A 26,505-nucleotide genomic window follows, 5' to 3' on the forward strand; every position below is an offset into this window, starting at 1 on the left:
GGTTCGAAGGGGCCTGGGTGTTCGGTGTTCATTCTAACCGTACCAGGACCGCAGTCCAAACCCGCACCGGATCAGGAGCGGAGCGCATCAAGATTGTAGAACAGCCCCGCCACGGCGATCACCAGCAGCAACCCACCGCTGGTCAGGCGGATCAGGTGGTGATGGCGGGAGGCAATCAGTCGCTGTGTCATGAAAATATAAAGGCCCAGTATCGCCACATCGATCACCACCCACACCAGGGAAAGTAGTAACAGGCTGTGACCTGCATGGGTACTCACCTGAATGAACTGTGGGAAAAAGGCCACAAAGAACAGGATGTCCTTGGGGTTTGACAGGCCGACGGCAAACCCTTGCCACCAGCCACCCCGGGCACCACGAGTAGCGGGTCGGGCAGCGTCGTCCTGGCGACCCTGGCGCAGGCTGCCCATCGCCAGGTAGGCGATGAACAGGCAGCCCACCAGGCTCAAGGCCGCAAGCCACCGCGGGTCGACTACCACGCTGGTGAGTATTACCGCGGCCGCCACGGCGATCAGCACCAGGGATGCACCGTTGGTGCCCAGCGCCGTGGCCACGGCCTGGCGCCGACCGGCGCGGGCGGCTGTGTCGACAACCAGCGCCACCACCGGGCCGGGGGTGGCAATCAACAGCAGGACGGTCAGGGCATAGGACAGCAGCAAAGTGATGTTCATCGGCAGGCTCGGGCGGTAAAGGGTTGGCGGTATTTTCGGCAGCACCCTGACCCTTGTAAAACGCCTGTTACTATGGCTTTCTATTAGTTTTACTCATGCTTGAATTCGACCATGTCTGAACGCATCCCCGCCCTCCAGGCATTGCGGGCCTTCGAGGTGGCTGCCCGCTATGGCTCCTTCACCCGCGCCGCCCAGGAACTGGCACTGACCCAAGGTGCTGTCAGCCACCACATCAAGACCCTCGAAAGTCTGTACGACTGCGCTCTCTTCCAGCGGCGCGGGCCCCGGCTGACGCTGACCGAGCCCGGGCGGCTGCTCGCCCAGGAGCTCAAGGTCGGGTTCAAGATCATTGAAAACGCTTGCGGGCTGTTGAGGAAAGACCGCAGCGGTATTCGTCTGAAGGCACCTTCGACCCTCACGGTGCGTTGGCTGCTCAAGGCCCTCGACCAGTATCGCGAGCAGGCGCCGCACAGTCGGGTGCAGTTATCGAGCGTCTGGATGGATATCGACCGTGTCGACTTCTACAGCGAACCCTTTGAGGCCGCGATCCTGCTGGCCGATGGGCGTTTTGCCGCCGAGGTCGACAGCCTCAGACTGTTCGATGAGTGGCTGGTACCGGTGTGCAGCCCGGATCACTGCGCCGCCAGTGCCCGCGCGCTGTCTGAACTGGACCCCAGCCAATTGCTTCATCCCTCGCCAGACCGCCGCGACTGGCGGCGCTGGCTCACCCGCTTGGGGGCGCTGCAGCTGGCGATCGACCGTGGGCAAGTGTTCGACACCCTTGATCAGGGCATGTCCGCTGCCCAGCAAGGCGCAGGTGTTGCCGTCGCCGACCTGCTACTGGCCCAGGTCGAGCTCGAGGGCGGTCGGCTGGTGACGCCGTTCCCACAGGCTGTGGCGACCGGCGAGGGTTATTACCTGACATGGCTCAGGTCCAGTCCCCAGGCCCGGCAGGTGCGGGCGCTGGGTGAGTTCCTGCTGAAAAGCGCACCGCAGCTGCCGCAGCAGGGCATTGATTATTTATATGACTAATAGTCGGGCCCGCTCCCACAGGCCGGTTCGGTAAATAGCCGCTCACTCATGAAGTCGATGAACACTCGCAAGCGCGACGGCATCTGCCGCCCCGACGGCCACAGCAAGTAGAAACTGCCGCGCCGCTCCATGAAGTCGTCCAGCACCGTAGTCAGTTCTCCCTTGGCCAGTTGCTGGCGTACGGTGAAATCCGGCAGGCAGGTGATGCCGCGATCACGCATGGCAAAGCACACGCGCGTCTCGACATGGTTGCAGACCATCGACACCGGAATTTCGTACTCGCGTCCCGGCTGCTCGCTGCGCAGTGGCCAGCGCTCAAGCTTGCCGCTGCTGGGGAAGCGGTAATGCAGGCAGGTGTGACCGGCCAGATCGTCAGGGTGACGCGGCATGCCGCAGCGTTGGAAGTAGCCAGGGGAGCCCACCAGCAAGTGGTGGAAGTGGCCGAGGAATTTCGCGTTCAGGCGTGAGTCCGACGGCGTACCGCCGCGCATTACCACATCGAACCCTTCACCGATGATGTCGACCATGCGGTCGCTGAAATCGAGGTCCAATTCGACCTGCGGGTACAGCGCCATGAACTCGCTCAAGGCCGGCATTACCAGCGCAGTGACCTGGGGCAGGCTGACGCGCAGGCGCCCGCGCGGGGTTTCCGTCGATTGCGACAGTTCAAGTTCGGTGGCCTCGATCTCGGCCAGGATGCGCCGGCTGCGCTCCAGAAACACCGTGCCTTCGGCGGTGAGGGTGATGCTGCGGGTGCTGCGGTGAAACAGCCGCACACCCAGGCGGGCTTCCAGGCGCGCGACTCGCTTGCCAATGGCCGAGGCACTGACACCAAGCGATTGCGCCGCAGCGACAAAACTGCGGGTTTCGGCTACCCGTACGAACACCACGAAACCGTTGAGACTGTCCACGGGCAACTCCTATTACGGACATCAGTGTCCTGGATGTACGGAATAGTACCCGTCTTTTTCCGTAGTGGCCGCAGCCAGTAAGGTTCGCCTGTCTTTCAAACAGGAGTTCCACCATGACTCAGATGAGTTGCAGCGCTGCTGCCCAGACCACCCCCGAGGAGGCCAGCGAACAGCCTTTTCCGCTCAGCGGTTTGCTGGCGCTGGCAATGACCGGCTTCATTGCCATTCTCAGCGAGACCCTGCCCGCCGGGTTGCTCGGGCAGATTTCGGCGGGCATGCACATCAGCGAAGCCATGAGCGGGCAATTGGTCACGGTGTACGCGCTGGGCTCCTTGCTCACGGCCATTCCACTGGTGACCCTGACCCAGGGCTGGCGCCGGCGCCCGGTGTTGCTACTGGCGATTGTCGGTTTCCTGCTGTTCAACACCCTGACCGCCGTGTCGCAGTCTTACCTGCTGACCCTGTTCGCACGCTTCATGACCGGGGTCGCGGCAGGCCTTGCCTGGGGCGTGATTGCAGGGCATGCACGGCGCATGGTCAGCCCGGTCCTGCAAGGCAGGGCCATGGCCGTGGCGATGATCGGGGCACCGGTGGCGTTGTCGCTGGGCGTGCCGGTCGGTACCTGGCTGGGCGAGTGGGTGGGTTGGCGGGCGACCTTTGCCTGGGTCTCGCTGTCGAGCGTGTTGCTGATCGTCTGGGTGCTGTACAAGGTGCCGGACTTCGACGGGCACGCGCCGGGCCAGCGCCCGGGAATCGCCCAGGTGCTGCGCACGCCGGGGGTGGTGGCCGTGCTGTTGGTAATCCTCACCTGGGTGCTGGCCCACAACGTGCTGTACACCTACATCGTGCCGTTTCTGGCGGCGGCGAACATGGCCGCCAGCACCGGGCTGGTGTTGTTGACGTTCGGTATCGCCGCCCTGGCCGGCATTGCCCTCGTAGGCGCCTGGATCGACCGGCACTTGCGCACCATGGTCGTGCTCAGCCTCGCAGGCTTTGGTGCCGTGGCGCTGGTGCTTGGCTTTGCCGGCCAGTCGCCGACGCTGGTGTTTTTCAGCGTGGCGGTTTGGGGCCTGACCTACGGCGGTGCGCCGACTCTCTTGCAGACGGCCAGCGCCGACGCCGCCGGGGAGGGCGCTGATGTGGCGCAGTCAATGATTGTCACCGTGTGGAACCTGGCCATAGCCGCCGGCGGCTTGCTGGGTGGTGTACTGCTGACCCAGTGGGGCGTCGGCAGTTTCGCCTGGGTGTTGCTCGCCTTGATTGGCGCTGCGTTGCTGATTGCCGGGCAATCCCGTCGCCATGGCTTTACACCGGGCGCCCGGGTGGCGGGCTAGGGTAGAATCACTCCCTATCCAGCGGTATTGAGGTTGCAGCGGTGGAGTTACAGCAGGGCTTTGTCCTGACCCGGCATTGGCGCGATACCCCGGCAGGTACCTGCGTGGAGTTCTGGCTGGCCACCGATCAGGGCCCTCGGCGTGTGCGCTTGTCGGTGCAGACGTCGGTGGCGTTTATTCCTGCAGCACATGAGGCGCAAGCACAGGCCGTGCTGCGCGGTGAGCGCGATGTGAGCCTGCGCCCGCTGGGCCTTCGCGACTTTGAACAGCGCCCGGTGCTGGGCCTCTACTGCCGCCAGCACCGTCAGTTGATCCAGCTGGAAAAGCGCCTGCGCGCCGCTGGAGTGCAGGTCTACGAAGCCGATATCCGTCCGCCGGAGCGCTACCTGATGGAGCGCTTTATCACCGCGCCGGTCAACTTCAGCGGCACGCCAGATGAGCACGGCGTGCTGCACGATGCCCAGCTCAAGCCCGCCCCCGACTACCGCCCGACACTGAAACTGGTGTCCCTGGACATCGAAACCACCGAACGCGGCGAACTCTATTCCATTGCCCTCGAAGGCTGCGGCCAGCGCCAGGTGTACATGCTCGGGCCTGCCAATGGCGACGCCCGGGGCATCGATTTCGACCTGGAGTATTGCGACAGCCGCGGCCAATTGCTTGAGCGTCTGAACCACTGGCTGGCCGTACACGACCCGGATGCGATCATCGGTTGGAACCTGGTGCAGTTCGACCTGCGCGTGCTGCACGCTCACGCCCAGCAGTTGCAGGTGCCGCTGCGCCTGGGACGCGAGGGCGAGGTGATGGAGTGGCGCGAGCATGGCAGCCGTACGCACTTTTTTGCCGGTGCCTCGGGACGCCTGATCATCGACGGCATCGAGGCGCTGCGCTCGGCGACCTGGAGCTTTCCCTCGTTCAGCCTGGAGAACGTTGCCCAGACTCTGCTCGGCGAAGGCAAGGCCATCGATACCCCGTACCAGCGCATGGATGAGATCAACCGCATGTTTGCCGAGGACAAGCCGGCCCTGGCCCGCTACAACCTCAAGGACTGTGAGCTGGTTACACGCATTTTTGCCAAGACCGAACTGCTGACCTTTTTGCTGGAGCGTGCCACGGTCACCGGGCTACCGGCTGATCGCAGTGGTGGTTCGGTGGCTGCGTTCTGCCATTTGTATATCCCCCTGATGCACCGCCAGGGTTTTGTTGCACCCAACCAGGGCGAGCGACCGGACGAAGCCAGCCCCGGTGGCTTTGTCATGGATTCGCGGCCGGGCTTGTACGAGTCGGTGCTGGTGCTCGACTACAAGAGCCTGTACCCGTCCATCATCCGCACCTTCCTGATCGACCCGCTGGGGTTGGTCGAAGGCTTGCGTGCGCCGGATGACGAAAGCTCGGTGCCGGGGTTTCGCGGCGCACGCTTCTCGCGTACCCAGCATTGCCTGCCTGCGATTGTCGAGCGCGTATGGCAGGGGCGCGAAACGGCCAAGCGCGACCACAACGCGCCGTTGTCCCAGGCCTTGAAGATCATCATGAATGCGTTTTATGGCGTACTGGGCTCCAGTGGCTGCCGCTTTTTCGACCCGCGCCTGGCCTCGTCGATCACTATGCGTGGCCACGAAATCATGCGCCGCACCCGCGAGTTGATCGAAGCTCAGGGTTATACCGTGATCTATGGCGACACCGACTCCACCTTCGTCTGGCTCAAGCGTGCCCATGACGAGGCCGATGCCGATGTCATCGGCCGGCGCCTGGTACAGCAGGTCAACCAGTGGTGGCGTGAACACCTGCGTGGTACCTACGGCCTGGACAGCGCCCTGGAGTTGCAATACGAGACCCACTACAAGCGCTTCCTGATGCCGACCATCCGCGGTGCCGAGGAGGGCAGCAAGAAGCGCTATGCCGGGCTGGTGCAGCGCAGTGATGGGCATGAAGAAATGATCTACAAGGGCCTGGAAAGCGTGCGTACCGACTGGTCGCCGCTGGCCCGGCAGTTCCAGCAGGAACTGTACGAACGGATATTCCGCCGCCAGCCCTACCAGGCGTACGTGCGCGAATACGTGCGCAAGACCCTGGCCGGTGAGCACGATGAGCTGCTGATCTACCGCAAGCGCTTGCGCAGACCCCTGGCTGATTACCAGCGCAACGTACCGCCCCATGTGCGGGCGGCGCGAATGGCTGATGACTACAACCAGCGCCAGGGGCGCCCGCGCCAGTACCAGAATGGTGGGTGGATCAGCTATGTGATTACCGTGGCCGGGCCCGAGCCATTGGAGACCCGGCACGCGGCCATCGACTATGACCATTACCTGACCCGCCAACTGCAACCGGTGGCCGATGCCATCCTGCCGTTTGTGCAGGATGATTTTTCGGCCTTGATCGATCGGCAGATGGGTTTGTTCTAGCTTGCCTGTGGGAGCAACTGCCTTGAACCATGACCGCTGCGCGCTCGATCGCAGGCTATCGGCAGCGGCTACACCATCATGTGTAGCCGCTGCCGAGGCACGAGGCTGCGATCGACCGCAAAGCGGTCGTAATCCAGGCACCACCTGCCAGGCACGCTGCACTGGCCTCCTCGCTGGCAAGCCCGCTCCTACACGCCCCGGATCAACCCCAGGGCCAACATCAACCAGGCAGCCGCCGCCAGCGCGGTCACCGTGCGCACATGGTTCCAGCGGTTCCACCCCGGCACATAGCGCTGCCAGGCCGCAGCGGCCTCGGCACTGCCCGGATCAAGCTTGGCCAGGGCCTGGTTTTTCGGCACGTTGAACAGCATCGTCACCACGACATTGCCCGCCAGGTACAACGCGCTACCAATGGCCATGCACAGGCTGCCCGGCAGCGGCCAGCGCTGGTAGGCCCAGATCAACAACCCCACGCTGGTCAGCGCCGTGCCGAAGAACAAGGCCAGGAACAACCGGTTGAGCACCACTTGGTTGATCGACTGCATGGCCGTCACCGCACTTTGTTCGGGGATGCGCTCCAGGGCTTTCATCACGAAGTTGGAGAAGGCGAAGAACAGCCCGCCCATCAAGCCACAGCCCAGGGCGGTGGCAAGTATCAGCAGCAACAGCAGGATTTCGACAAGGCTCATGGTCCAGTCCTTCGGCAGCGGGGTGACAGGCATGGCTGACAGCTTCAGCTATCCTCAGATTCAGATGTCAGCCGTCTCTGGACGAGGCGAAGGTTCTACTTGGAAATCGGAAGTTACCTTTGGCCAGCCCACGGAATTCGTCCTGTAGTTTAGGCTCGCACCTCGGATCTTTCGACGCGATCTGTAGTCTTTGATGCATGGAATTTGAAGGAGATGCGCATGCTCGTCCGGTCACTGACCCTCGCCACCTTGCTGGCCATTGCCGGCCCCGTCCTCGCTGACGACGCCCCCCTGACCCAGGACCTGTACAAGTCCCGCCCCTTGATTGTGATCGCCCCCAGCACCGCCGACCCGACCCTGCGCGGCCTGAACGAAGCGCTCAAGGACCCGGCCACCAAGAAGGCCTTCGATGAACGTAGCCTGGTGCTCTACAGCGTTGCCGGCATGGTCGGCAAGCGCGATGACAAGAACCTTGAACAACAGACCACCATGGCCCTGATCCGTGAGCTGAAGCTGGGGGCGCGTGCCGGCACCCAGGTGATTCTGGTCGGCAAGGATGGCGAGAAGCATGTGATCGAGCACGATGGCTCGGTCGAACCTGAATCGATCTTCAAGGCAGTGGACGAATTGCCCGCTGCCGAGAAGGCGGTTACCCCACCGACCGTGGCAGCTCCCGTGGCAGAGGCAAAGCCGGGCAAAGATGGCAAGCCGGCCAAGCCTGCCAAACCCGCGAAGCCGGCCGCGCCTCCAAAACCGCTGGAAGACTGAGCCCTGCAGCGAAGGGGCTCAGGACACCGTGGTCCAGCAGCCCTGGTCCTGGTCGGAGCGCACACACGCCTCAATGAAAGCCATGCCGCGCAAGCCGTCTTCGGCGTTCGGACACAGACGCACCAGTGGGGAGCTTGGGCGTTGCTCGCGTCGCGCCCGGATCAGCTCGGCGGCGTCGCTGTAGATGTTGGCGAAAGCTTCGAGCAAGCCTTCCGGTTGACCAGCCTTGATCCGCGTAGCCTGCTTCGCTGCATCGCTTAGCCAGGCTTCGCCACGGCGCAGTACCTGATGGGGCTGGTCCTGATGACGCAGCTCCAGGCGTTCCGGCTCTTCCTGGTGCCAGTACAGCGAGCCGGTCGAGCCGAAGACCCGGATCTGCAAACCATGTCGATGACCAGCGGCGACAAAGCTTGCCCAGAGCATCCCGCGGGCGCCACCGTTCAGGCGCAGCTTTACATGAGCGTTGTCGTCGGAGCGGCGTCCCGGCACCAGGGTGCTGAGTTCGGCAGAAACTTCGCTGATTTCCTGGCCGGTGACAAAGCGCAGCAACTGGTGGGCGTGTACGCCAACATCGGCGAGTACCGACGAGGTGCCAGCCTGACTTGGGTCGGTGCGCCAGGCCAGGCTCTTGACCCCTTGCTGCTCCAGCGGGTGGGTGCCGAAGGCGCTGGCGTGCTCGACCTGCACCAGGCGCACCTCGCCAATCGCACCCCGGGCGATCAGCTCCCGGGCTTCGCGGATCATCGGATAGCCACTGTAGTTGTGCGTGAGCAATTGCAGCGCCGGGCCCTGACGCACCCGCTCGACCAGTGTTCTGGCCTCGTCCAGGCTGGTGGCCAGGGGCTTGTCACAGATCACATCGATGCCGTGTTCGAGAAAGGCCAGGCTCGCTGGCACATGCACGGCATTGGGCGCCATGATCGCTACCGCCTGGATACCGTCGGCGCGCCCGGCTTCGACCCGGGCCATCTGCGCAAAGTCGCTGTAGATACGTTCTGGGTCCACGCCGTAGGCCTGCGCGGCAGCCAGGTTGCGCTGCGGGTCGCGGGCAAACACCCCGGCGACCAGCTCGAAGTGCCCGTCAAGGTGAGCGGCGTAGCGGTGGGTGGCGCCGATCGACGACTCCAGGCCGCCACCAACGAAACCCAGGCGCAGCCGTTGGCTGGGGTTGGCGAGTGTTTTCATGCATCACCTCCTTGTTGTGCGCGCAGTTCACGGGCGAAATGGTCGATGGCCAACACATAGCCGTGGGTACCGAAGCCGGCCAGCACCGCCTTGGCCACCAGCGACACATAGGAGTGGTGGCGGAAGGCTTCGCGGCGGTGAACGTTGGAAATATGCACCTCGATCACCGGTACTTCGGCAGCGATCAGTGCGTCGTGAATGGCCAGCGAGGTGTGAGTCCAGGCGCCAGGGTTGATAACGATACCGGCCACCCGGCCACGCGCCTGGTGAATCCAGTCGATCATCTGGCCTTCGTGGTTGGTCTGGTGAAACTCCAGGGCCAGGTCCTGGCCGCTGGCGGCCTGTTCGCACAGGGCCTGGACATCGGCCAGGGTTTCCCGGCCATAGACGTCGGGCTGACGCAGGCCAAGCATGTTCAGGTTGGGGCCGTTGAGCACGAGCAGGGTGGTCATGGGTGCAGATTTCCCGTCAGTGAGGTGGCGCGCAGGGCGTCATAGGTGGGTTTGTCCAGGGCGACGGCATCACCGCGGCCAAGTTGATCCAGGGGGGTGCGGTAGGTTTCCGGCGCACTCCAGGCAGCGATAGCCGAGATCGCGGTCACTACGCAGGTGATGCTGCCGATCAGCAGCGGCACGTTGTCCGAGCCAGGCGGTGCCACGGCGGTAAACAGGGCCGGGAGCAGGGCGGTGAACATGTAGCCGACGTTCTGGGCAATGGCCATGGCCGACACCCGATAGTGGGTCTGGAACTGCTCGGGAAAAAAGCTGGGGAAAATCGCGTTGTAGCCCTGGTAGATCATTCCCCACATCAGCAGCGAGGCGGCGAAGGCCAGCGGCAGGTTGTGCAGGCTGATCGCATACAGGTACAGGAACGACATCAGGCCGCAGCCCAGCGCACTGCCGATGATCAGCGGCCGGCGTCCGACCCGGTCCGAAAGGTTGCCGACAAAGGGAATTACCAGCACCGCGACGATATTGCCCACCACCGGAATCCACAGGTACACGCTCTTGTCGAAACCCACGCCGTAGGCCGGCTGCACCGCATAGGCGGCGCCAAACACGGTGGTCACCACCGGGATCACGTTCATCAGCGATACCCCCAGCACCACCAGCATGCCGCGCCAGCTGTACTTGAACGCATCGCGAATCGGCGAGCGTTGGCGAACCTGCGGGTTGACCTTGCGGGTGAACGCCTGGGGTTCCTCCACCTCGCGGCGGATGATGAAGGCGGCGATCAGCACGGCGGCGCTGAGCAGGAACGGAATCCGCCAGCCCCAGCTGTTGAATGCTTCCTCGGGCATGAAGTAGGCCAGTGGCAGGAAGATCGCCGCGGCCAATACTTGCCCGGCCTGCACCCCTTGCAGGGTAAAGCTGGCAAAGAAGCCACGTCGCCCGGGCGGGGCATGTTCAAGGATCATCGAACTCGCCCCGGCGATTTCCCCGGCCACGGCGAAACCCTGGATCAGGCGCAGCACTACCAGCAGCGCGGGCGCCCAGTAGCCGATCTGGTTGTAGGTGGGCAACAGGCCGACCGCGACGGTGGCCAGGCCCATGAGGAACATGCACAGCAACAGCACATTCTTGCGCCCGCGGGTATCGCCCCAGTGACCGAGGAAGAAGGCGCCTACCGGGCGCGCCAGGTAACCCACGCCGTAGGTGGCGAGCGAGGCGATGATCGCCACACTGGGGTCGCTGGAAGGGAAGAAGATCTGCGGGAAGATCAGTGCCGCGGCCTGGGCGTAGATAAAGAAATCGTAGTACTCCAGGGCCGAACCGACCCAGCCACTGGCCGTGGCTTTTTTCGTTTGCTGCGTAGCGTGCAGCCCCCCGGCATGTTTGGCCATTGGGTGTCTCCGTTTGTTGTTGTTATGGAGGTACGGCGGGTTAAAGCGATTCGGTGAGTACGGTCTGGCCGCTGCGGGCAGCCTGGGCAATGGCATCGACGATCTGCAGGTTGCGCAGGCCGTCAAGCACGGTCACCAACGGTTGGGCCTCGCCGCGTATCACCTGACAGAAGTGCCCCAGCTGGCGTTGCAGCGGGTCGGCCTGCTCCAGTGTCGCCACAGCAGTGCTGAAGGGCTTCCACCAGGAGCGGTCTTGATCGCGCTGGTAGTACTTCAGGCGCATGGTCGGGATCGACAACGAGCCACGGGTGCCGGTTATCACGTAGCAGTCTTCGTCGGCATAGCTTGGGTAATCGAGATTCTCCCGGGCGGTCTGCTCCCAGCTTCGGGCGCAGGCGGCGGTGTCCGAGAGCATGAAGGTGCCCAGGGCGCCACTGGCGAAGCGCAGGCTGATGGCGATGCTGTCTTCCACGGCAAAGCTGCGGGTGGCGCTGGAGGCCTGGGCCTGCACGGCAACGATCTCGCCGCACAGCGAACGCAGGTTGCCGATCTCGTGGATCAGGTTGATCAGCACCGGTCCGCCCCCGGCTTCGCGGCGCCAGGGCGCGGCGTCGAAGTAATCATCGGGCTTGTAGAACAGGGCGCTGCCCATCACCGCCACGAGGTTGCCGAGGACGCCCTCGGCGATGACCTCGCGGGCCTTGTCGAGAATCGCGCTGTGGGCGCGATGGTGGCCCACCAGCAGTCGTGCGCCGCGTTGCTCGGCGATGGCCAGCAGGCGCTTGCCTTCTGCGAGGCTGTGAGCCACCGGTTTTTCGATCAGCGCGGCCACGCCTTGCTCGACGCAGGCCAGGGCGCCTTGAACATGCAGTTGATTGGGCGTAGCGAGGATGACTCCGTCCGGGCGCTGTTCGGCGAACAACTGTTCCAGCGAGGCGTACAACGGCACCCCGGCGGCCAGGGCCAGTGCTGCGGCGGCCGGTGCCGGATCGACCAGCGCGCAGAGTTGGCAGGTGGTGCTGGCCTGGATCAGTTCGATGTGACGACGGCCGATCAGGCCGGCGCCGGCGACGGCAATGCGTAGGGTGGTCATGGCGCTCTCATTGTTCTTGTGTGGACAAGGCTGACCGCGGCGGCGGTTTTGTGAGAGGCTAATAAAAAACGCTGGGGAGATAATCGGGCTGAATGAAGAATCAGAATGCGCTATTAGCGAATAATGATCCGCTGCTGCGCGACCTGCAGTTGTTCTGTGAAGTGGCCCGGCGTTCGAGTTTCATTGCCGCAGCCACCGAGATAGGGCTGTCGCCGGCTCACGTCAGCAAGCGTATCGCCACCCTGGAGACGCTGCTGGGGGTGAAGTTGTTCAACCGCACCACGCGACGGGTAAACATCACCAGCGATGGCGAGGCAGCCTTCATCTGGGCGCAGAAGATCCTCGAGAACGTCGAGTCGATGCTCGAGTCGCTGTCCGGGGCGCATAGCGAGCCGCGCGGTACCTTGCGCATCAGCACCAGCCTGCGCCTGGGGCGCGAGCATGTCGCCCCGATCTTGTCGTTGCTGCGCAAGCGCCATCCGAACCTGGATGTCTGGCTGGAGCTGATGGACCGTCGGGTGGACCTGATCGGGGAGAACTTCGACATTGATATCCGCGTGGGGGAGGTGCAGGAAAAGCACCTGATCGCTCATCGTATTGCTGAAAACAAGCGCGTGCTGGCAGCGGCACCCGACTACCTGGCGCGCCGCGGCCCGGTGCGGGTACCGGCGGAACTGGCGCAGCAGGACTGCCTGTTGTTTCGCAGCCGCGACGACCGCTTCGGGGTATGGCGACTGACCGGTCCGGGCGGCGCCGAGACGGTCAAGGTCACCGGGCCCATGGCGGCCAACCACAGTGACATCGTGCGCCAGTGGGCATTGGACGGCCACGGCATCATCATGGCGTCCTACTGGGATGTGGTCAGTAATCTTGAGGATGGATCGCTGGTGCGGGTGCTGCCGGCGTACTACCAGCCGGCGGATGTCTGGGCGGTGACCGCAGCGCGCTCGAGCAGCTCGGCCAAGGTGCGCAGTTGCGTGGCATTTCTGCGCGAGCAACTGGCCGAGGGGCCCTATGCGTTGGCGGTGGGTGGGTGACCGCGTGGGTGTGGGAACTGACTTGAGCCACGACCGCTGTGCGGTCGATCGCAGGCAGTCGCCAGCGGCTACACTGGTTTCTGTAGCCGCTGCCGAGGCACGAGGCTGCGATCGACTGCGCGGCAGTCGCCAGGCAGGCGCTATTCAGTCGCCTGCCTGAACCTGCAGTACCAGTTGCCCGTCAAAGCTACGGACCAACCCGCTGGCCAGCAGCAGGGGCACCAGGCGCTTGTGCAGTTGCGGTTCGACGAAGGCGCGCAGGGTGTCCAGGTCCAGATTGCCCAGCGGCGACAGCTCGGCCTTGGTGTACGACAACCAGGCTTTCCTCAGTACCAGCAACACATCACTGCCTGAGGTCGTGGCAAAGCGGCGATTGACCGTCTGGCCTTGCAGGTCGAAGGTGTGCGCATGCTCGTAACCCGACTCGTCACCGGCGGTGGCCAGGCAGCGGCTGCAGCGGCAAGGGCCGTCGCCGAAGGCTTTTTGCAGGTAGCTGTTGAAATCCACCACAGGCTTGAGGCCCAGGCGCTTGTCGACCTCGAACAGGTCCGAGGTCAGATGTTGTTCAGCGGTCAATGTCGTTTCCCTGATTGATCATGGCGGGCGCGCACAATACCAGCCTTTGCCGGCGCCGGATGTCGAAGTGCGCGGGATTTTTGTGCGCCAGTCCTTTACCCTAGGCGCCCGCGTGCGTCAGTAGACGCCGATCTATCCGTCGTTGGAGTTCAAGCATGTACAACTACACAGCCACCGTGACCGTCAGCGACGACTTGCACGAAGACGTCGAAGCGGTGGAAAACGTCGCGATCCGGGTCGGCCTTGAAGCGGTGACCGAAACCCTGAAAAAGGTGCATTTTGTCGGTGCCCTGGCAGCACCCGACAAGGCCACGCACATTTGCGTCACCTTGGACAACGGCCTGAGCTACTACGGCCCGATCGTCAACGGTCATGCCGAGCTCGAAGGCGGCTGGATCGCCTTTGAATGCGACATGCTCACCCCTCAAGAACTCGGCCTGTAACGTTCATCCCCTCGCGACCCAGCCATCGGCCTTGGTTGTATGCTGTAGGTCGCAGGCAAATCCTGGCTGCGCAGCCGGAGTGCCGGGAATGAGCAATGTTGATGACAACGAGCCCCAGGACGAGCTTGACCAACTGGCTGCCGAGTATGTTCTGGGAACCCTCGCAGCCGGGCCGCGCACCGAGTTCGAGCATCATATGAGCCATGATGCCGAACTCAAGGCGCTGGTGGATAGCTGGGAGCCACGGCTCACGGTCGAGCCCGCGCTGTTGCCGGTGCAGCTACCACCCTCCGGCCTGTGGCCCCGCATTAAGTGCTGGTTGCATCACAGTCGATGATTCAGGCCAGCACGGCCGACCACAATAGCCCCGCCAGATACAAGGCCACGCCGAACACGATGTGGGCCACCAGGCTGCGCACGCGTGCCGCCGGTGGGTTGGGGGTTTTCGACGCGGCAATGCCCAGGCCCATTCCGGGTTGCATGATTAGAAACGGCGCCAGGACCGTCGCCACACCCAGCGCCAGCGCCGGTAGCAAGACAGGCTGACGTACCCAGTCCAGCCCGTTGAGGGCCAGCAGAACGGCGGCGAAAACGATGCCGGTCAGGTAGTGGGTGGCCCAGCCCAGCACACGCTCCGAGGGCAAGGCCGGCGCCTTGGCGATGCTGGCATGGAAGAACTGACCCTGGGGCATATACCCGACCCAGCGGCCCACCAGTGCCCAGTTCGGTCCCTGGATATCGAGTACCCGCTGCTGGAACAGTGTCCACAGGTCGGCCAGCGCCGTTGCGGTCAGGCCGATCAGCACCGCGAGAATGAATCCTTCGAGCATGGGTTTCTCCTGTTTATCATTCAATGAATTGATTGAATGATTGATCAATGCTACCGTGCTGTCAATGACTGACCTCAACTCTCAATTTCAGCACGATATCGCCGAACTGGCCCGAACCCTGGGCCACGCCCATCGCCTTAACCTGCTCGACGCCATCGCTCAGGGTGAGCGTGCCGTGGAGCAGTTGGCGCAGCAGTGTGAACTGTCGGTGGCCAATGCCTCGCAACATCTGCAGCACCTGCGTCGGGCCGGTTTCGTGCAGACCCGCCGCGACGGCAAGCGTGTGTTGTACCGCCTCGGCGAAGGCCCCATCCACGGGCTGCTCGCCGCACTTGGGCAACTGGCCGAGTTCAACCGCGCCGCCATGCGCGAGCTGCTCGACGACAGCCAGCACACCCCCGAACAATTGGAAGCCATCAGCCGTGAAGAGTTGCTCGAGCGTTTGCGCGAGCACAGCGTGACATTGCTTGATGTGCGGCCCGCCGACGAATTCGCCCAGGGCCACTTGCCCGGCGCCATCAACATTCCATTTCGTGAGTTGCAGCAGCGCCTGGGCGAGCTGCCACCGAGCCAGGAGGTAATCGCCTATTGCCGTGGTCCCTGGTGCGTGTTTTCCCGCGATGCGGTCGCCGCCCTCAAGGCCGGCGGCTTGCGCGCACGCCATTTTGCCAATGGCGTCGAACACTGGCCGGGCGCATTACAGTAGGGCCGCAAGGGTAGGGGCGACGCCGTCAAGCGCTATCCAGCGCCGCCAAATAGGGCTCGATATCCACCTCGTCGAGCTGATCGCGCCCAAGGAACTGCTCACCGTACTGGCGATACACGCCACTGGTGAGGAACAGGCGAAACAGCTCTGCATCGATATGCTGGTCGCGGGCCATGAAGCTGAGGATCTTCACGGACTCGGAGAGGGTCTTGGCCGTTTTGTAAGGCCGGTCCGCCGCGCTGAGTGCTTCAAAGATGTCGGCGATGGCCATCACCCGTTCGGCGATGCTCATGTCGTCCTTGTGCAGGCGGCGCGGGTAACCGGTACCGTCCATCTTTTCGTGATGGTTGCCGGCAATGGAGGGCACGCGTTTGAGGTGGCTCGGCAACGGCAAGGTGTTGAGCATGATGATCGTCTGCACGATGTGTTCGTTGATCTTGAAGCGCTCTTCGTCGGTCAAGGTGCCGCGGCGGATGGAGAGGTTGTACAGCTCGCCATAATTGTAGGCCTGCGCCGGCAAGCGCATGTCGAAGCCCCAGATATTGCGCGGATCGTGCTTGTCCACCGGTGGCTTGCGTTCGCCCCAGGGCACGAGATGGTCGGCGCGGTCGGCCAGCAATGTCTCTTGCACCGGCAAGGCAGGCGACGGCGCCGTTGCCAGGCGCTCGGCTTCGTCACGGGACACGCCCAGGCGGTTGTCGAAATGCCGGACCCAGCGCCGCGCGCCGATCTGCTGGAGGCGTTCGATAGCCTCGTCACTCATGAACTCGCCACCGATGTTGGCAGTGGCAACAAAGGCAAACTCCTCTTGAAGCGTGGCCCTTTGACGGTCGAGGGCCGTTTGCAGTGCCTGTTGATCGCCGCCGGCGGCCAGGGCTTTGCAGTGCTCCAGTTCGGCGTCGCGCCACAGCACTTCGAAGCGGGTACGGATTTCATGGATGCGGTTGTACAGCGTCTCCAGCTTGGTGGCTTTATCGACCACGTATTCGGGGCTGGTGACCTTGCCGCAGTCATGCAGCCACGCAGCGATCCTGAATTCATACCGCTCGATTTCACTCATGCGGTAGTCGGCATAAGGACCACTTTGGGTTTCGATCACCTTGTCCAGCAACATTTCGGCCAGCTGCGGTACCCGCTGGCAGTGGCCGCCGGTGTAGGGGCTCTTGGCGTCGGTGGCGTCGGCCAGCAGCTTGATGATGGCGTCCAGCAGGCGTTGCTGGGTTTCGATCAGTTGGCGCGTTTCGATGGCAACAGCCGCAGCCCCGGACAATTCCTGGACGAACTGGCGGAACGGTTGCTGCACGCCGCCCGGCTGCTGCTGGGCGGGCCCCAGTTGCAGTACCAGGATGCCAAGCAGACGCTCGCTGCGGTCGTTCAGCGCAACAGTCAGCGGGTGTACCTGGCTCGGCAGCGCCCGAGCCACAGCGGTATTGAGTGCTTCCGGGCTATGGGTCGCCAGGTGCAGTTCCGGGGGGAACGGGTCACTGCGGCAATGGGCCGCCAGTTGCAGGACTTGGGATTCTTCCCGGTGCAGATATATCGCGCCGCCTTCGACGCATGTGGCGTCCACCAGTTGCCCCAGCACCTGCTCGAGCATCTTGTCGAGGTCGGTTTCCCGGCTGAGGGCCAGGGTGATGGCCTGAAAATTGTTGATGGTGCGCGACATGCTGCCCAGCACCTGGCTGAGCTCGCCCACCTCGGTGATCCGCGACTTGACTCCCACCTTCTGGGCAAAATCGAACCCGGCCAGTGCCCGCACCTGATGAGTCAGCGCCTGCAACGGTTGCGCGATGCGCTGGGACAGCGCCCAGCCCGCCATCAATAACAGGGCAGTCAAGGCGCCTGCCCATAGCGCCGCTTCGAGCAGCGCACGGCGCGCGCCAGTCAGCAGTTCGCTGGCCGGTATGGCAATAAGCATTCGGATGTCATGCTGGATAAAGGACGACAAGGGCACCTGAATGCCATACCAGTCCTGGCCGGCGGAATGATAGCGGATGGGGTCCAGGCCCTTGTGGTCATTGGCCAGCAACCAGTCCAGGCTGCTTACCCCCAGCTCGTCCAGTCGCGACAAGCGCAGCTTTTCTCCCTCCCTGACCACCACTCGCTGCAGATCCGGGTAAATGATCACGTTGCCTTTACTGTCCACCACGGCCATTTCGGTACCGGGGGTCATGCGCAGGTCTTTGACTTCGCCGCCCAGGTCATTGACCGAGGCATCCATGCCCATCACTGCCGCACCGTCGACACTGCGCTGCGCTACCGTCAGGCCGATTTCGCGGGTGGTAAAGAACACATAGGGTTCTGTCAGCACGGCAGTTGCGGACTCCATGCCCGTGACAAACCAGCCACGGGTGCGTGGGTCGAAGCGGTAATCAGGCTTGGCGACGCTTTTGAGCTGCATCAGTTGCAGGTCGTAGAAACGCCATTCGCCCTGCATCTGGCCGGCGCTGTCCTGGCTGATGCTCTGTACCAGGTAGGCCGAGCCCGGCGGGGCTTGCAGGTCGTGTTTCTCGGTAGCGTTGCGCAGCTCGCGCACCAGCAGGAACTCACCATTGGGATAGCCGACATACACCGCACTGAGCGTTGAGTTGGCGTTCAGGCTCGCCACCAGCAAGGGCAGGCGGTCGAGGCGCTGTGACAGAGTGCGGGCCTGGGAGATAGGGTCATAGGCCAGCAGGCGGATGGTACTGAGCACCGGGTCGATCAAGCGTTGGGCGCGCTCGTTGATGGTGCGGCCCAACTGGTGCGTGGAATCTGCCGAGGCGGCCACCAGCGCCTGCTTGATGCCGTGATAGCCCTGATAGGCCAGCACCCCGCAGAGCAGCAGGGTACTGACCATGATCGCCAGGCCGATGAGCACCTGCAGGGAGAACCCGCGACGGGGTCTGTTCATGGCGGAGAACCTTTATTGGCACGCAGGGTGATAACTGCTGTTCAGTTCCACATAGGCCAATACCGGCGGCGCATGGGTAAGACAATGCTAGACCAGCGATTGTCCGGGCGCCTGACGCCAGTGAACGCTACCTGAGGCAGCGTTCAAGAATGTCCAGCCCCTCGTTCAGTACCTCAGGCTCGATCGTCAGCGGGGCAAGCAGGCGGATGATGTGCCGTGACTTGCCGCTGGGCATCAGCAGCAGCCCGGCGTCCCGGGCCGCTTCCAGCACCCGGGCCAGTTGCGCGGGGGCGGGCGCGCCGTTGGCATCGACCAGCTCGATGCCGCGCATGGCACCGGTTCCCGTCAGACGGCCCAGGCAGGGCGACAGCTTCTGCGCCTGCCAGCGCTGGTAGCGGCTGACAATGGCGCTTTCCTGCAGCTCGCCCCAGGTGGCGAGGTTGGCATCCGTCAGCTGTTCGAGGGTCGAGAGGGCCGCAGCGCAGGCCATCGGGTTACCCGAATAGGTGCCACCCAAGCCGCCCTTGGGCAGGTTGTCGAGCAGGTCCTTGCGCCCAAGTACGGCCCCCAGCGGCATGCCGCCGGCGATGCTCTTGGCCACCAGCAGCAGGTCGGGTTCGATGCCCAGGCGGGGGAAGGCAAAGCGCTGGCCGGTGCGACCGAAACCGGACTGGATCTCGTCGGCAATCAGCACAATCCCATGACGATCGCAGAAGCTGCGAAGCGCCTGGGCAAAGGCCGGTTCCATGGCCAGGAAGCCGCCTTCGCCCTGTACCGGTTCGAAGATCACTGCCGCCACTTCGTCGACATCGATCTCGACACTGAACAGCCGCTCCAGGGCCGCCAGAGCCTGTTCGCTGGTCACGCCGGTATCGGCGCTGGGGAAGGGCAGGTGATACACCGGTCCCGGCAGTACGCCGACCCGCTGCTTGTAAGGGGCTACCTTGCCGTTGAGGTTCAGGGTAGCCAGGGTGCGACCGTGAAAGCCACCGTCGAAGGCGATGATCGCCGTCTTGCCCGTAGCGCCCCGGGCAATTTTCAGGGCGTTCTCCGCCGCCTCTGCGCCACTGTTGGTGAGCATGCCGCTCAACGGGTAGGACACCGGTACGAACGCTGCCAGGCGCTGCATCAGTTCAATGTACGGCTCATGCCCGGCGGCATTGAATGCGTAGTGGGTGAGGCGTGTGGCCTGATGCTGGATCGCCGCGACAATACTCGGGTTGCAATGGCCCAGGTTCAATACGCCAATACCGCCGACAAAATCTATATACCGCTTGCCGTGGGTATCCCAGACTTCCGCGTTTTTTCCGTGGGACAGCGTTATCGGATGAACTACGGAGATGGACTGACTGATAAATTCGTGGCTCATATGCACGCGGCCTCTGATTAGTTATGCCGGTATATAAGCGAGACAACCGACAGGCGCGCAAACGAATTAAAGGATTGGAATCATTCCGGCAATTATTGAAGTTTCCCCTGGAAACGGACACGCTCGTTGATCCACTGAACGAACGCCCGCACCTTGGGCACTTCGGCGGCATGTTCAGCATGGGCAATGAAGTGCGAGCCCTCGCTGGGCTTGGCGTGTGCCCAGGCGATCACCAGTTTGCCCTCCTGCAGCTCCTCAGCCACCAGGTACTGGGGTATCAGCGCGATACCGCAGCCGGCCTGGGCTGCGCGGATGCACATGGAAAAGGTGTCGAATCGCGGGCCATGGTAGCTGTTTTCGCTGTGCAGGCCCTGGCCCTGGAACCATTCGTGCCAGGCTTCCGGGCGCGATGTGCATTGCAGCAGGCGGTGCGCGGTGAGGGCGCTGGCGCTGTCGAAGCTGTGGCGGGCCAGCAGTTGCGGTGAACACACCGGTACCACCTGTTCGTTGAACAGCTCGATGCAGGTTGCCCCGGGCCAGGTGCCCTGGCCGAAGAAGAAGGCGATATCGGCCTTGGCCTGGACCAGGTCGAAGGGCTCAAGTGCGTTGCGTACGTCCAGGTGAATGCGCGGGTAACGCTCACCAAAGCCCTTGAGGTTGGGCACCAGCCAGCGCTCGCCGAAGGTTGGCTGGGTGGCAATGCGCAGTACTTCGGTTTCGCCGCCATAGCTGAGGATGTAGCGGCTGGACATGTCCAGCTGGACCAGGATCTTGTTTACCTCGGTCAGGTACAGGGCGCCGGCCGGGGTCAGGTGCAGGCGCCGGCGAATGCGCTGGAACAAGGGATGACTGAGCATGTCTTCAAGCTGGGCGACCTGCTTGCTGACCGCGCTCTGGGTCAGGTGCAGTTCCTGGGCGGCGCGGGTGAAGCTCAGGTGCCGGGCGGCGGCTTCGAAGCACTGCAGGGCGGTGGTCGAGGGCATCAGGCGTTTGGACATGGGCGGTCAATCCGGCGAAAAAGGCGTGAGGTCATTCCGTAATGGAATCATGTGTTTCTAAAAGGTCGTTTGTGACAGGCGGCCCTCTAGATTAATACTGACCCGCATCAAGGATTTCAACTGAAATTCACAGTAGGCAAACCTTAGTGGCCAGGGTAACTAACTGGCCGTCTTTTCCTGCTCGCAAAGTTCATTTTTTTCACCGGTGAGAATAACTTTTATTCGGCGTGGGACGAGCCGCGGATAACAACAAGCGTCCTCCTTAAAATAAAAATCTGCTCTATTCCTGTCGGCTGCGCTGATGTGCAGCGGCATACCCAGTTGAGGGTTGAACATGGCATCGCTACAACAAAAGAAACAGCGTTCGCTGCAACATGGCCTGACCTCCCGTCAGGTGTCGATGATTTCCATTGCCGGAATCATTGGCGCCGGACTGTTCATCGGCTCATCCACTGCCATCGCCACGGCCGGGCCAGCCATCCTGATCTCCTACGCCATGACCGGCCTGCTGGTGCTGCTGGTGATGCGCATGCTGGGTGAGATGGCCATCGCCAACCCGAACAGTGGCTCGTTCTCAACGTACGCAAGCCAGGCCATCGGCCCCTGGGCCGGCTTTACCATCGGCTGGTTGTACTGGTGGTTCTGGGTGCTGATCATCCCGGTCGAAGCCATTGCCGGCGCCGACATCCTCCATGCCTATTTCCCCGGTGTGCCGTCCTGGCTGTTCGCGTTTCTGATCATGATCGTGCTGTCGTGCACCAACCTGATCAGCGTAAAGAACTTCGGTGAGTTCGAGTACTGGTTCGCCCTGATCAAGGTGGTGGCGATCCTGGCCTTCATCGGCGTGTGCACCCTGGCGGTGTTCGGAGTGTGGCCACTGGCGCAGCAGACCTCCGGGGTCAGCCAGTTGTGGGCCAACGGGGGCTTCATGCCCAACGGCTTCGGCGCGGTGCTGGGCGGCGTACTGGTGACCATTTTCTCGTTCTTTGGTGCCGAGATCGTCACCATTGCAGCCGACGAAACCGCCAACCCCAAAGACAAGATCCGCAAGGCCACCAACCTGGTGGTCTACCGCATCGCGATTTTCTACATCGTGTCGATCTTCTTCATTGTCTCGCTGGTGGCCTGGAATGACCCGGGGCTCAAATCCGTGGGCTCGTTCCAGCGCGTGCTGGAAGTGCTGAACGTACCGGGGGCCAAGTTGCTGGTTGACCTGGTGGTCCTGGTGGCGGTGACCAGTTGCATGAACTCGGGACTCTACACCGCTTCGCGTATGCTCTACTCGCTGGGCTCACGCGGCGAGGCGCTGAAAATGACCAAGCGTATTTCCGGCAACGGCGTACCCACCGTGGCGGTGATCCTCTCGACTTTTGCAGGGTTTGCCGGATGCCTGGTCAACTATGTGTTCCCCGGCAAAGTGTTTGGCTTCCTGCTCTCGACCACGGGTGCCATCGCTCTACTGGTGTACCTGGTGATCGCCGTATCGCAGCTGCGTATGCGTGCTATCACCGACCGTGCAGGTACCGAACTGGCCTTCAAAATGTGGTTGTTCCCGTGGCTCACATGGCTGGTGATCGGCCTGATCGTCACCGTGCTGGGGTACATGCTGATCAGCCCGGCCTACCGCTATGAAACCCTGATGACTGCAGGCGTTACCCTGGCCATTCTGCTGATCTCGCTGACCCGGCGCAAAGCGGGCTCCAGCGCCCTGGCAGGTCAACCGGCGGTATCGGGCAAAGGCGCCTAGCCCGTACTTTTGCAAGGTTGAAGCGCAAAAAAGCCCATGACCGGTTCATGGGCTTTTGCGTTACACGACGTTACTATCAACCCTCGCTTTCCCTCTAAAACAGACAATCAGGAAGCTTATGAGTAACCACCTGCTATCCCTCCAGGAACTGGCCGCACCCGAAGGCGTCTGCTATGGCTGCGGTTGTTCCCACCCAAGCGGCTTGCACGTTAAAAGTCATTGGGACGAGGACGGTATTCACCTGATCTGCCGGCACTCACCGGACAGCACCTTTCTCGGATGGCCGGGGCTGGTGTACGGCGGGCTGCTGGCGATGCTGGTCGACTGCCATTCCAACTGGACGGCCATGGCTTACCACTACCGCGCCGAAGGCCGTGAACCCGGCAGTCTGCCACGCCTGGACTGCGTGACAGGGCAATTGAGCCTGACCTACCTCAAGCCGACACCCATGGGGGTCGAGTTGCTGCTCAAGGCCCGGGTCGAAGGTGAGGTAGGGCGCAAGAGCCGGGTGATCTGCGAGGTGTGGGCCGGTGATGTGCTGACCGTGACGGCCGACTCGGTGTTCGTGCGGGTCGACACCGAGAAGCTCAAGCACAAGGCCCACGGTCAGGCTTGAAGCCAATCAAAGCGGTCGACACGCCTCAGCGCAGGGTGTCGACCATCTGTCCCAGGACATCCAGCACGGCGTCAGCCAGATCCTTGGAGCGTCGGCCGTTCCAGCCCGTTTGCGGGTTGGGGGCGTCATCGTGGTCCTTGAAGGGCATCTCCAGGGTCAGCGACAAGCAGTCGTAGGCCTGGCCGACGCTGTTGGCACCCAGGGTCAGGTTGGCCTGGCCCGGTGCCGAGCGCGGATAACCGTGAACCTGCTGGAAGTCCACCGTGCGTTTGCACAGGCTGTCGCGGAAGGTTTTCTCCAGTTCAGCCAGGCGCGGGGTGTAGCCAGGGTTGCCTTCGCAGCCGGCGGTGAACACATGCGGGATTTCTTCGTCGCCGTGTACATCCAGGAACAGGTCGACGCCGTGCTGCTTCATTTGCGACTGGGCGAAGAACACTTCCGGGCTCTTGTCGATACTTGCGCTCTGCCAGGCGCGGTTGAGGTCCTGGCCGGCGAAATTGGTACGCAGGTGGCCACGGAAGGCGCCATCGGGGTTCATGTTGGGGATCAAATAAAGGTCGGCTCGCTGGAGCAACGCCTGCAGCGTCGGGTCATTGTGCTCCAGGCGATCGATCACGCCTTCCATGAACCATTCAGCCATGTGTTCGCCCGGGTGCTGTTGGGCAATCAGCCACAGCTTGCGTTTGCCGGGCGCACTGTCGCCTGCGCGCAGCAAGGGAATATCACGACCTTCAATGCTGCGGCCGGTGGCCAACAGTTCGACACCCGGCAAGTGCTTGGCGCGTTCGATCAATTGGTTGTGGCGGGAGCGGGGGTAGGGCTCGAAATAGGCGAACCAGGCCTGTGGCTGCTCGGCGGCAAGATCAAAGCTCAGGGCTTTGCCATCAAAGCGGGTGGGGACGCGGAACCAGTGCTGCTGATCGTAGGATGCCACTGCCTGGTAGCCTGTCCACGCCCCGTTATAGGATGACTGGCCGGCGTTCTCCAGGACGAAACCGTGCTGCTGGCCTGGGGTCAGGCCGCTGGCCTTAAAATGAAACCACTGGAAGTGACCGCTGTGGGTGTCGGGCCGTATAGCCAGGCGGGTCAGGCGCGGGTCACTGGCATCGTTGATCAGGATATTGCCGGAATCGAAATCGCAGTCGATATGCAGAGGGGGCAGCGTCACAGTCATCACCAGGCACCTGTAGAGTTGTTGTGGCACCCACTCTACACGCCTGGATCAGGACCAGAAACCGATCGCTGCCAATGCTGCCAGACCCAGGCCTATGGCCACCGAGCAACCGCCCACCGACAAGGCCGCGCGTGGCTCGCGGTACCAGGCGTCGTGCCCCAGTCGCTGCGCTGGTGCCAGCAAGGTGCGCCAGCGCAGTTCGGTGGCGTGGAAGGCTTCGCGATGTTCGGGGGCGGCGTCCAGCCAGCGGCGAAAGTCGATGCGCTCGCTGGCCGTCACCTGCGGGCTCTGCAAGCGTACATACCATTGCCCGGCCATGCTCGCGAGGACGTCGCCTTGCGGGCGTACGCTCTGCAGGGCCTGGTTCATGTGGCGTTCGACAGTCAGTGCTGGCAGGCTCAGGCGTTCGGCGATGCTGGCAAAGCTCAGTTGGTCGAGGCGGCTGAGGAGGAAGACTTGCTGGACGCGACGCGGCAGCTTCTTCAGGTGTTGCAGCAGGGTGTCGTCCGCAAGGTGCTGGGATTCGGGTTGATGCTCAAGGGGCAGCAGCAGACGTGTCATGTACAAGCTCCTTGCTCAGAGGGGGAAGGGGGCGTCCTCCGTGACGCTGCAACAGCTTAGTCTTAACGAGATTGATTCTCAAGTGCTAATTCTGCAAAGCGCCGTTACATCCTTCACGATGAGACATTCATTTGCTATCATCGCGGCCATTCAAGCAGCACCCGCCTTCATTAGCCTGAAGAGCCAAAAAAAAGACCCGGCAAAAAGCCGGGTCAAAAACCGTGATTAGCCTGATGAGGAGATAATCTGAGAGTCCGACCTAAGGGCTTTCAGTTTATCCAACCAGTCTCGCGACCAGTTGTGAGCAATAATAATCGTTATCATTTGCAAGTCAAATGAATTTTCCGTCATTCCGTAAAAAAACTTTACCGAATGCGCTCCCTCCTTGAATGAGCGGCGCTGGCGCCGTCATTGCAGCGACTTCCCACGTTAGCTTTCTGTCCCTCTACACCGCTGTTCGGTGGGCAGGTGTTCGACCATGGCCTTGGCCAGGCTGATCATGTGCACCACGGCCAAGGCCAGTTGTCGCGGCCTTCCCTGCAACCCGTTGGCCGACTCGCAGGCGGTGGCTTCGGCACACAGCAGCAACTGCACGGCACGTTCGGCCGCTTCAGGGCCGCTGAGGGTTCCTCGCGGAATCAACCAGGGTTCCTCCGCTGTCGGTATCACCGGTGTTGGATTGAGGTAGAAATCCAGCGCTTTGCGGGCAGCGTCGCTCGTGCTCAGTGCTTCGTTATCCAGGTTGATATCCATTTCAGGAAGTGTCTGTTTCATTCGGCTACCTGCCATATGGGTAAGCGATCTAAGGTAGGCGCGAATAATAATACGTAATGTAGTTGTGACCGCTTTTTAAATACTACAATTTGTGTATTGAACGTCAGGGAGCAGTCCGTATCGTGCCAGCGATGGATAATTGGACTGATCTGGTCAAGGCCAGGATGCGTGAACTCAAAGTCACGCAGGAGAATCTCGCCGAACGCATCGGGGTCACCCAGGGTGCAGTCGGGCATTGGTTGCGCGAAGAACGCGAGCCCAGGCTCAGGGTGCTGAACCAGATTCTGATCGAGGTCGGCTTGCCGCCATTGCAGATGGTGTTTCCCTCGCACACGTCGGAAACCAGCGGCACTTATGGTGTGCTGCCCGGTACATCGGCGGCAACCCTGGACCTGGAGCACCAGAAGCACGATCTGTATTTTCGCTACCCGATCCTGTCCTGGGATGGCCTGGAGACGATCGAGCCTACAAGGCCTTGCGTGCGCCAGTCGTCGGACCATGTCGCGTTGGGGCGAACGTTCTGGTTGCCGGTGGAAGGCGATGCGATGACCGCGCCAATGGGCTTGAGTGTGCCGGAGGGCATGCTGATCCTGGTGGATACGGGCGTGAGCGTCGCGCCGGGCAAGCTGGTGATCGCCCGCTTGCCCGATCGCACGGGCCCGGTTTTTCGCCAACTGATCGAGGAGGGTGGCCAACGCTACCTGAAACCCCTCAATCCGACGTACCCCAAGGCAGTGTTCACGGCGCAGTGTGAAGTGCTGGGTGTGGTGGTGCAGGCGTTTGTGAGGTTTTGAACGGCATCGCGGGACAAGTTCGCTCCTACAGTAGGAGCGAA

General features: G+C 62.6%; 27 protein-coding genes. 12 read left to right on the plus strand and 15 right to left on the minus strand.

Going from position 1 to position 26,505, the window contains the following annotated elements; genetic code table 11:
• Positions 1 to 71 precede the first annotated feature (71 nt).
• Positions 72 to 689: a LysE family translocator gene (locus tag H621_RS0102765; RefSeq protein ID WP_028941885.1), complete on the minus strand. Its 618-nt coding sequence runs from the start codon at positions 687 to 689 to the stop codon at positions 72 to 74.
• A gap of 111 nt (positions 690 to 800) precedes the next feature.
• On the opposite strand from H621_RS0102765, the gene H621_RS0102770 reads away from it, so the two are divergent.
• Positions 801 to 1,721, plus strand: coding sequence for a LysR substrate-binding domain-containing protein (locus H621_RS0102770; RefSeq protein WP_028941886.1), 921 nt, complete (start codon positions 801 to 803; stop codon positions 1,719 to 1,721).
• On the opposite strand, the gene H621_RS0102775 is transcribed toward H621_RS0102770, so the two are convergent.
• On the minus strand, positions 1,718 to 2,632 hold the full coding sequence (locus tag H621_RS0102775) for a LysR family transcriptional regulator (RefSeq protein ID WP_028941887.1): 915 nt from the start codon (positions 2,630 to 2,632) through the stop codon (positions 1,718 to 1,720). The genes H621_RS0102770 and H621_RS0102775 overlap by 4 nt on opposite strands.
• A gap of 122 nt (positions 2,633 to 2,754) precedes the next feature.
• On the opposite strand from H621_RS0102775, the gene H621_RS0102780 reads away from it, so the two are divergent.
• A complete protein-coding gene (locus tag H621_RS0102780) occupies positions 2,755 to 3,966 on the plus strand; it encodes an MFS transporter (protein WP_028941888.1) in 1,212 nt (403 codons plus the stop codon).
• A 41-nt stretch (positions 3,967 to 4,007) separates the two neighbouring features.
• The gene (locus tag H621_RS0102785) at positions 4,008 to 6,368 is read left to right on the plus strand and encodes a DNA polymerase II (protein ID WP_028941889.1); all 2,361 of its coding nucleotides are present in this window, start codon (positions 4,008 to 4,010) and stop codon (positions 6,366 to 6,368) included.
• Between the two features lie 188 nt (positions 6,369 to 6,556).
• Here the strand turns inward: H621_RS0102785 and H621_RS0102790 are convergent, their stop codons facing one another.
• Complete coding sequence (locus H621_RS0102790) at positions 6,557 to 7,057, minus strand: anthrone oxygenase family protein (RefSeq protein WP_028941890.1); 501 nt, start codon at positions 7,055 to 7,057, stop codon at positions 6,557 to 6,559.
• Between the two features lie 219 nt (positions 7,058 to 7,276).
• On the opposite strand from H621_RS0102790, the gene H621_RS0102800 reads away from it, so the two are divergent.
• A complete protein-coding gene (locus tag H621_RS0102800) occupies positions 7,277 to 7,825 on the plus strand; it encodes a DUF4174 domain-containing protein (protein WP_028941891.1) in 549 nt (182 codons plus the stop codon).
• Between the two features lie 18 nt (positions 7,826 to 7,843).
• Here the strand turns inward: H621_RS0102800 and H621_RS0102805 are convergent, their stop codons facing one another.
• From H621_RS0102805 to H621_RS0102820, 4 genes are read right to left on the minus strand one after another with little or no spacing between them, the layout of a single operon-like run.
• The gene (locus H621_RS0102805) at positions 7,844 to 9,010 is read right to left on the minus strand and encodes a Gfo/Idh/MocA family protein (RefSeq protein WP_028941892.1); all 1,167 of its coding nucleotides are present in this window, start codon (positions 9,008 to 9,010) and stop codon (positions 7,844 to 7,846) included.
• Positions 9,007 to 9,462 (minus strand): type II 3-dehydroquinate dehydratase, encoded by a 456-nt coding sequence (gene aroQ / locus H621_RS0102810; RefSeq protein WP_028941893.1) that lies wholly within the window; start codon positions 9,460 to 9,462, stop codon positions 9,007 to 9,009. The genes H621_RS0102805 and aroQ overlap by 4 nt, the downstream gene beginning before the upstream one ends.
• The gene (locus H621_RS0102815) at positions 9,459 to 10,853 is read right to left on the minus strand and encodes an MFS transporter (protein WP_028941894.1); all 1,395 of its coding nucleotides are present in this window, start codon (positions 10,851 to 10,853) and stop codon (positions 9,459 to 9,461) included. Before H621_RS0102815 ends, aroQ begins: the two co-directional genes overlap by 4 nt.
• A 40-nt stretch (positions 10,854 to 10,893) precedes the next feature.
• Entirely contained in the window at positions 10,894 to 11,946 is a 1,053-nt protein-coding gene (locus H621_RS0102820; protein ID WP_028941895.1) for a Gfo/Idh/MocA family protein, read from the minus strand.
• A gap of 92 nt (positions 11,947 to 12,038) precedes the next feature.
• On the opposite strand from H621_RS0102820, the gene H621_RS0102825 reads away from it, so the two are divergent.
• Positions 12,039 to 12,983, plus strand: coding sequence for a LysR family transcriptional regulator (locus tag H621_RS0102825; protein WP_028941896.1), 945 nt, complete (start codon positions 12,039 to 12,041; stop codon positions 12,981 to 12,983).
• Positions 12,984 to 13,127: 144 nt separating this feature from the next.
• Here H621_RS0102825 and H621_RS0102830 read toward each other — a convergent pair whose 3' ends face one another.
• Entirely contained in the window at positions 13,128 to 13,559 is a 432-nt protein-coding gene (locus H621_RS0102830; RefSeq protein WP_028941897.1) for a hypothetical protein, read from the minus strand.
• A 155-nt stretch (positions 13,560 to 13,714) separates the two neighbouring features.
• Between H621_RS0102830 and H621_RS0102835 the strand changes: the two genes are divergently transcribed.
• Positions 13,715 to 14,002: a hypothetical protein gene (locus H621_RS0102835; RefSeq protein WP_028941898.1), complete on the plus strand. Its 288-nt coding sequence runs from the start codon at positions 13,715 to 13,717 to the stop codon at positions 14,000 to 14,002.
• A gap of 88 nt (positions 14,003 to 14,090) precedes the next feature.
• A complete protein-coding gene (locus tag H621_RS0102840; protein WP_028941899.1) occupies positions 14,091 to 14,339 on the plus strand; it encodes a hypothetical protein in 249 nt (82 codons plus the stop codon).
• Between the two features lies 1 nt (position 14,340).
• Here the strand turns inward: H621_RS0102840 and H621_RS0102845 are convergent, their stop codons facing one another.
• Positions 14,341 to 14,832, minus strand: a complete 492-nt coding sequence (locus H621_RS0102845; RefSeq protein ID WP_028941900.1) for a DUF2938 domain-containing protein — start codon at positions 14,830 to 14,832, stop codon at positions 14,341 to 14,343.
• A gap of 64 nt (positions 14,833 to 14,896) precedes the next feature.
• Between H621_RS0102845 and H621_RS0102850 the strand changes: the two genes are divergently transcribed.
• Positions 14,897 to 15,538, plus strand: coding sequence for an ArsR/SmtB family transcription factor (locus H621_RS0102850; protein ID WP_028941901.1), 642 nt, complete (start codon positions 14,897 to 14,899; stop codon positions 15,536 to 15,538).
• A gap of 25 nt (positions 15,539 to 15,563) precedes the next feature.
• Here the strand turns inward: H621_RS0102850 and H621_RS0102855 are convergent, their stop codons facing one another.
• The 3 genes from H621_RS0102855 to H621_RS0102865 form a co-directional block, all read right to left on the minus strand.
• Positions 15,564 to 18,431, minus strand: a complete 2,868-nt coding sequence (locus tag H621_RS0102855; protein ID WP_028941902.1) for an HD domain-containing phosphohydrolase — start codon at positions 18,429 to 18,431, stop codon at positions 15,564 to 15,566.
• A gap of 127 nt (positions 18,432 to 18,558) precedes the next feature.
• Positions 18,559 to 19,800 (minus strand): 2-aminoadipate transaminase, encoded by a 1,242-nt coding sequence (locus H621_RS0102860; RefSeq protein WP_028941903.1) that lies wholly within the window; start codon positions 19,798 to 19,800, stop codon positions 18,559 to 18,561.
• 92 nt (positions 19,801 to 19,892) lie between these two features.
• On the minus strand, positions 19,893 to 20,798 hold the full coding sequence (locus H621_RS0102865) for a LysR substrate-binding domain-containing protein (protein ID WP_028941904.1): 906 nt from the start codon (positions 20,796 to 20,798) through the stop codon (positions 19,893 to 19,895).
• A 334-nt stretch (positions 20,799 to 21,132) separates the two neighbouring features.
• Between H621_RS0102865 and H621_RS0102870 the strand changes: the two genes are divergently transcribed.
• Positions 21,133 to 22,545, plus strand: a complete 1,413-nt coding sequence (locus H621_RS0102870) for an amino acid permease (RefSeq protein WP_028941905.1) — start codon at positions 21,133 to 21,135, stop codon at positions 22,543 to 22,545.
• Between the two features lie 118 nt (positions 22,546 to 22,663).
• Positions 22,664 to 23,161, plus strand: coding sequence for a PaaI family thioesterase (locus H621_RS0102875; RefSeq protein ID WP_028941906.1), 498 nt, complete (start codon positions 22,664 to 22,666; stop codon positions 23,159 to 23,161).
• 25 nt (positions 23,162 to 23,186) lie between these two features.
• On the opposite strand, the gene H621_RS0102880 is transcribed toward H621_RS0102875, so the two are convergent.
• Together H621_RS0102880 and H621_RS0102885 are read right to left on the minus strand one after the other, a co-directional pair.
• On the minus strand, positions 23,187 to 24,335 hold the full coding sequence (locus H621_RS0102880) for a M14 family metallopeptidase (RefSeq protein WP_028941907.1): 1,149 nt from the start codon (positions 24,333 to 24,335) through the stop codon (positions 23,187 to 23,189).
• Between the two features lie 48 nt (positions 24,336 to 24,383).
• Entirely contained in the window at positions 24,384 to 24,896 is a 513-nt protein-coding gene (locus tag H621_RS0102885) for a DUF4880 domain-containing protein (protein WP_028941908.1), read from the minus strand.
• On the opposite strand from H621_RS0102885, the gene H621_RS0102890 reads away from it, so the two are divergent.
• A complete protein-coding gene (locus tag H621_RS0102890; protein WP_028941909.1) occupies positions 24,895 to 25,125 on the plus strand; it encodes a hypothetical protein in 231 nt (76 codons plus the stop codon). The two genes, H621_RS0102885 and H621_RS0102890, sit on opposite strands and share 2 nt — an antisense overlap.
• 200 nt (positions 25,126 to 25,325) lie before the next feature.
• Here the strand turns inward: H621_RS0102890 and H621_RS0102900 are convergent, their stop codons facing one another.
• Complete coding sequence (locus H621_RS0102900) at positions 25,326 to 25,670, minus strand: DUF6124 family protein (RefSeq protein ID WP_146117350.1); 345 nt, start codon at positions 25,668 to 25,670, stop codon at positions 25,326 to 25,328.
• Between the two features lie 131 nt (positions 25,671 to 25,801).
• Here H621_RS0102900 and H621_RS0102905 point away from each other — a divergent pair, with 131 nt between their 5' ends.
• Positions 25,802 to 26,464 carry a LexA family protein gene (locus H621_RS0102905; RefSeq protein WP_028941911.1) on the plus strand — a complete coding sequence of 221 codons (663 nt, stop codon included), beginning with the start codon at positions 25,802 to 25,804 and terminating at the stop codon, positions 26,462 to 26,464.
• Positions 26,465 to 26,505: the final 41 nt, after the last annotated feature.

The sequence above is a fragment of the Pseudomonas vranovensis DSM 16006 genome (assembly GCF_000425805.1).
Lineage (GTDB): Bacteria > Pseudomonadota > Gammaproteobacteria > Pseudomonadales > Pseudomonadaceae > Aquipseudomonas > Aquipseudomonas vranovensis.

Coding starts and splice junctions, on each gene's coding strand:
- H621_RS0102840 (WP_028941899.1), top strand. CDS start 14,091: ATGAGCAATGTTGATGACAACGAGCCCCAGGACGAGCTTGACCAACTG.
- H621_RS0102865 (WP_028941904.1), bottom strand. CDS start 20,798: ATGTCCAAACGCCTGATGCCCTCGACCACCGCCCTGCAGTGCTTCGAA.
- H621_RS0102875 (WP_028941906.1), top strand. CDS start 22,664: ATGAGTAACCACCTGCTATCCCTCCAGGAACTGGCCGCACCCGAAGGC.
- H621_RS0102855 (WP_028941902.1), bottom strand. CDS start 18,431: ATGAACAGACCCCGTCGCGGGTTCTCCCTGCAGGTGCTCATCGGCCTG.
- aroQ (WP_028941893.1), bottom strand. CDS start 9,462: ATGACCACCCTGCTCGTGCTCAACGGCCCCAACCTGAACATGCTTGGC.
- H621_RS0102905 (WP_028941911.1), top strand. CDS start 25,802: ATGGATAATTGGACTGATCTGGTCAAGGCCAGGATGCGTGAACTCAAA.
- H621_RS0102900 (WP_146117350.1), bottom strand. CDS start 25,670: ATGAAACAGACACTTCCTGAAATGGATATCAACCTGGATAACGAAGCA.
- H621_RS0102815 (WP_028941894.1), bottom strand. CDS start 10,853: ATGGCCAAACATGCCGGGGGGCTGCACGCTACGCAGCAAACGAAAAAA.
- H621_RS0102880 (WP_028941907.1), bottom strand. CDS start 24,335: ATGACTGTGACGCTGCCCCCTCTGCATATCGACTGCGATTTCGATTCC.
- H621_RS0102845 (WP_028941900.1), bottom strand. CDS start 14,832: ATGCTCGAAGGATTCATTCTCGCGGTGCTGATCGGCCTGACCGCAACG.
- H621_RS0102835 (WP_028941898.1), top strand. CDS start 13,715: ATGTACAACTACACAGCCACCGTGACCGTCAGCGACGACTTGCACGAA.
- H621_RS0102765 (WP_028941885.1), bottom strand. CDS start 689: ATGAACATCACTTTGCTGCTGTCCTATGCCCTGACCGTCCTGCTGTTG.
- H621_RS0102780 (WP_028941888.1), top strand. CDS start 2,755: ATGAGTTGCAGCGCTGCTGCCCAGACCACCCCCGAGGAGGCCAGCGAA.
- H621_RS0102800 (WP_028941891.1), top strand. CDS start 7,277: ATGCTCGTCCGGTCACTGACCCTCGCCACCTTGCTGGCCATTGCCGGC.
- H621_RS0102790 (WP_028941890.1), bottom strand. CDS start 7,057: ATGAGCCTTGTCGAAATCCTGCTGTTGCTGCTGATACTTGCCACCGCC.
- H621_RS0102885 (WP_028941908.1), bottom strand. CDS start 24,896: ATGACACGTCTGCTGCTGCCCCTTGAGCATCAACCCGAATCCCAGCAC.
- H621_RS0102825 (WP_028941896.1), top strand. CDS start 12,039: ATGAAGAATCAGAATGCGCTATTAGCGAATAATGATCCGCTGCTGCGC.
- H621_RS0102805 (WP_028941892.1), bottom strand. CDS start 9,010: ATGAAAACACTCGCCAACCCCAGCCAACGGCTGCGCCTGGGTTTCGTT.
- H621_RS0102870 (WP_028941905.1), top strand. CDS start 21,133: ATGGCATCGCTACAACAAAAGAAACAGCGTTCGCTGCAACATGGCCTG.
- H621_RS0102770 (WP_028941886.1), top strand. CDS start 801: ATGTCTGAACGCATCCCCGCCCTCCAGGCATTGCGGGCCTTCGAGGTG.
- H621_RS0102850 (WP_028941901.1), top strand. CDS start 14,897: ATGACTGACCTCAACTCTCAATTTCAGCACGATATCGCCGAACTGGCC.
- H621_RS0102820 (WP_028941895.1), bottom strand. CDS start 11,946: ATGACCACCCTACGCATTGCCGTCGCCGGCGCCGGCCTGATCGGCCGT.
- H621_RS0102890 (WP_028941909.1), top strand. CDS start 24,895: ATGTACAAGCTCCTTGCTCAGAGGGGGAAGGGGGCGTCCTCCGTGACG.
- H621_RS0102860 (WP_028941903.1), bottom strand. CDS start 19,800: ATGAGCCACGAATTTATCAGTCAGTCCATCTCCGTAGTTCATCCGATA.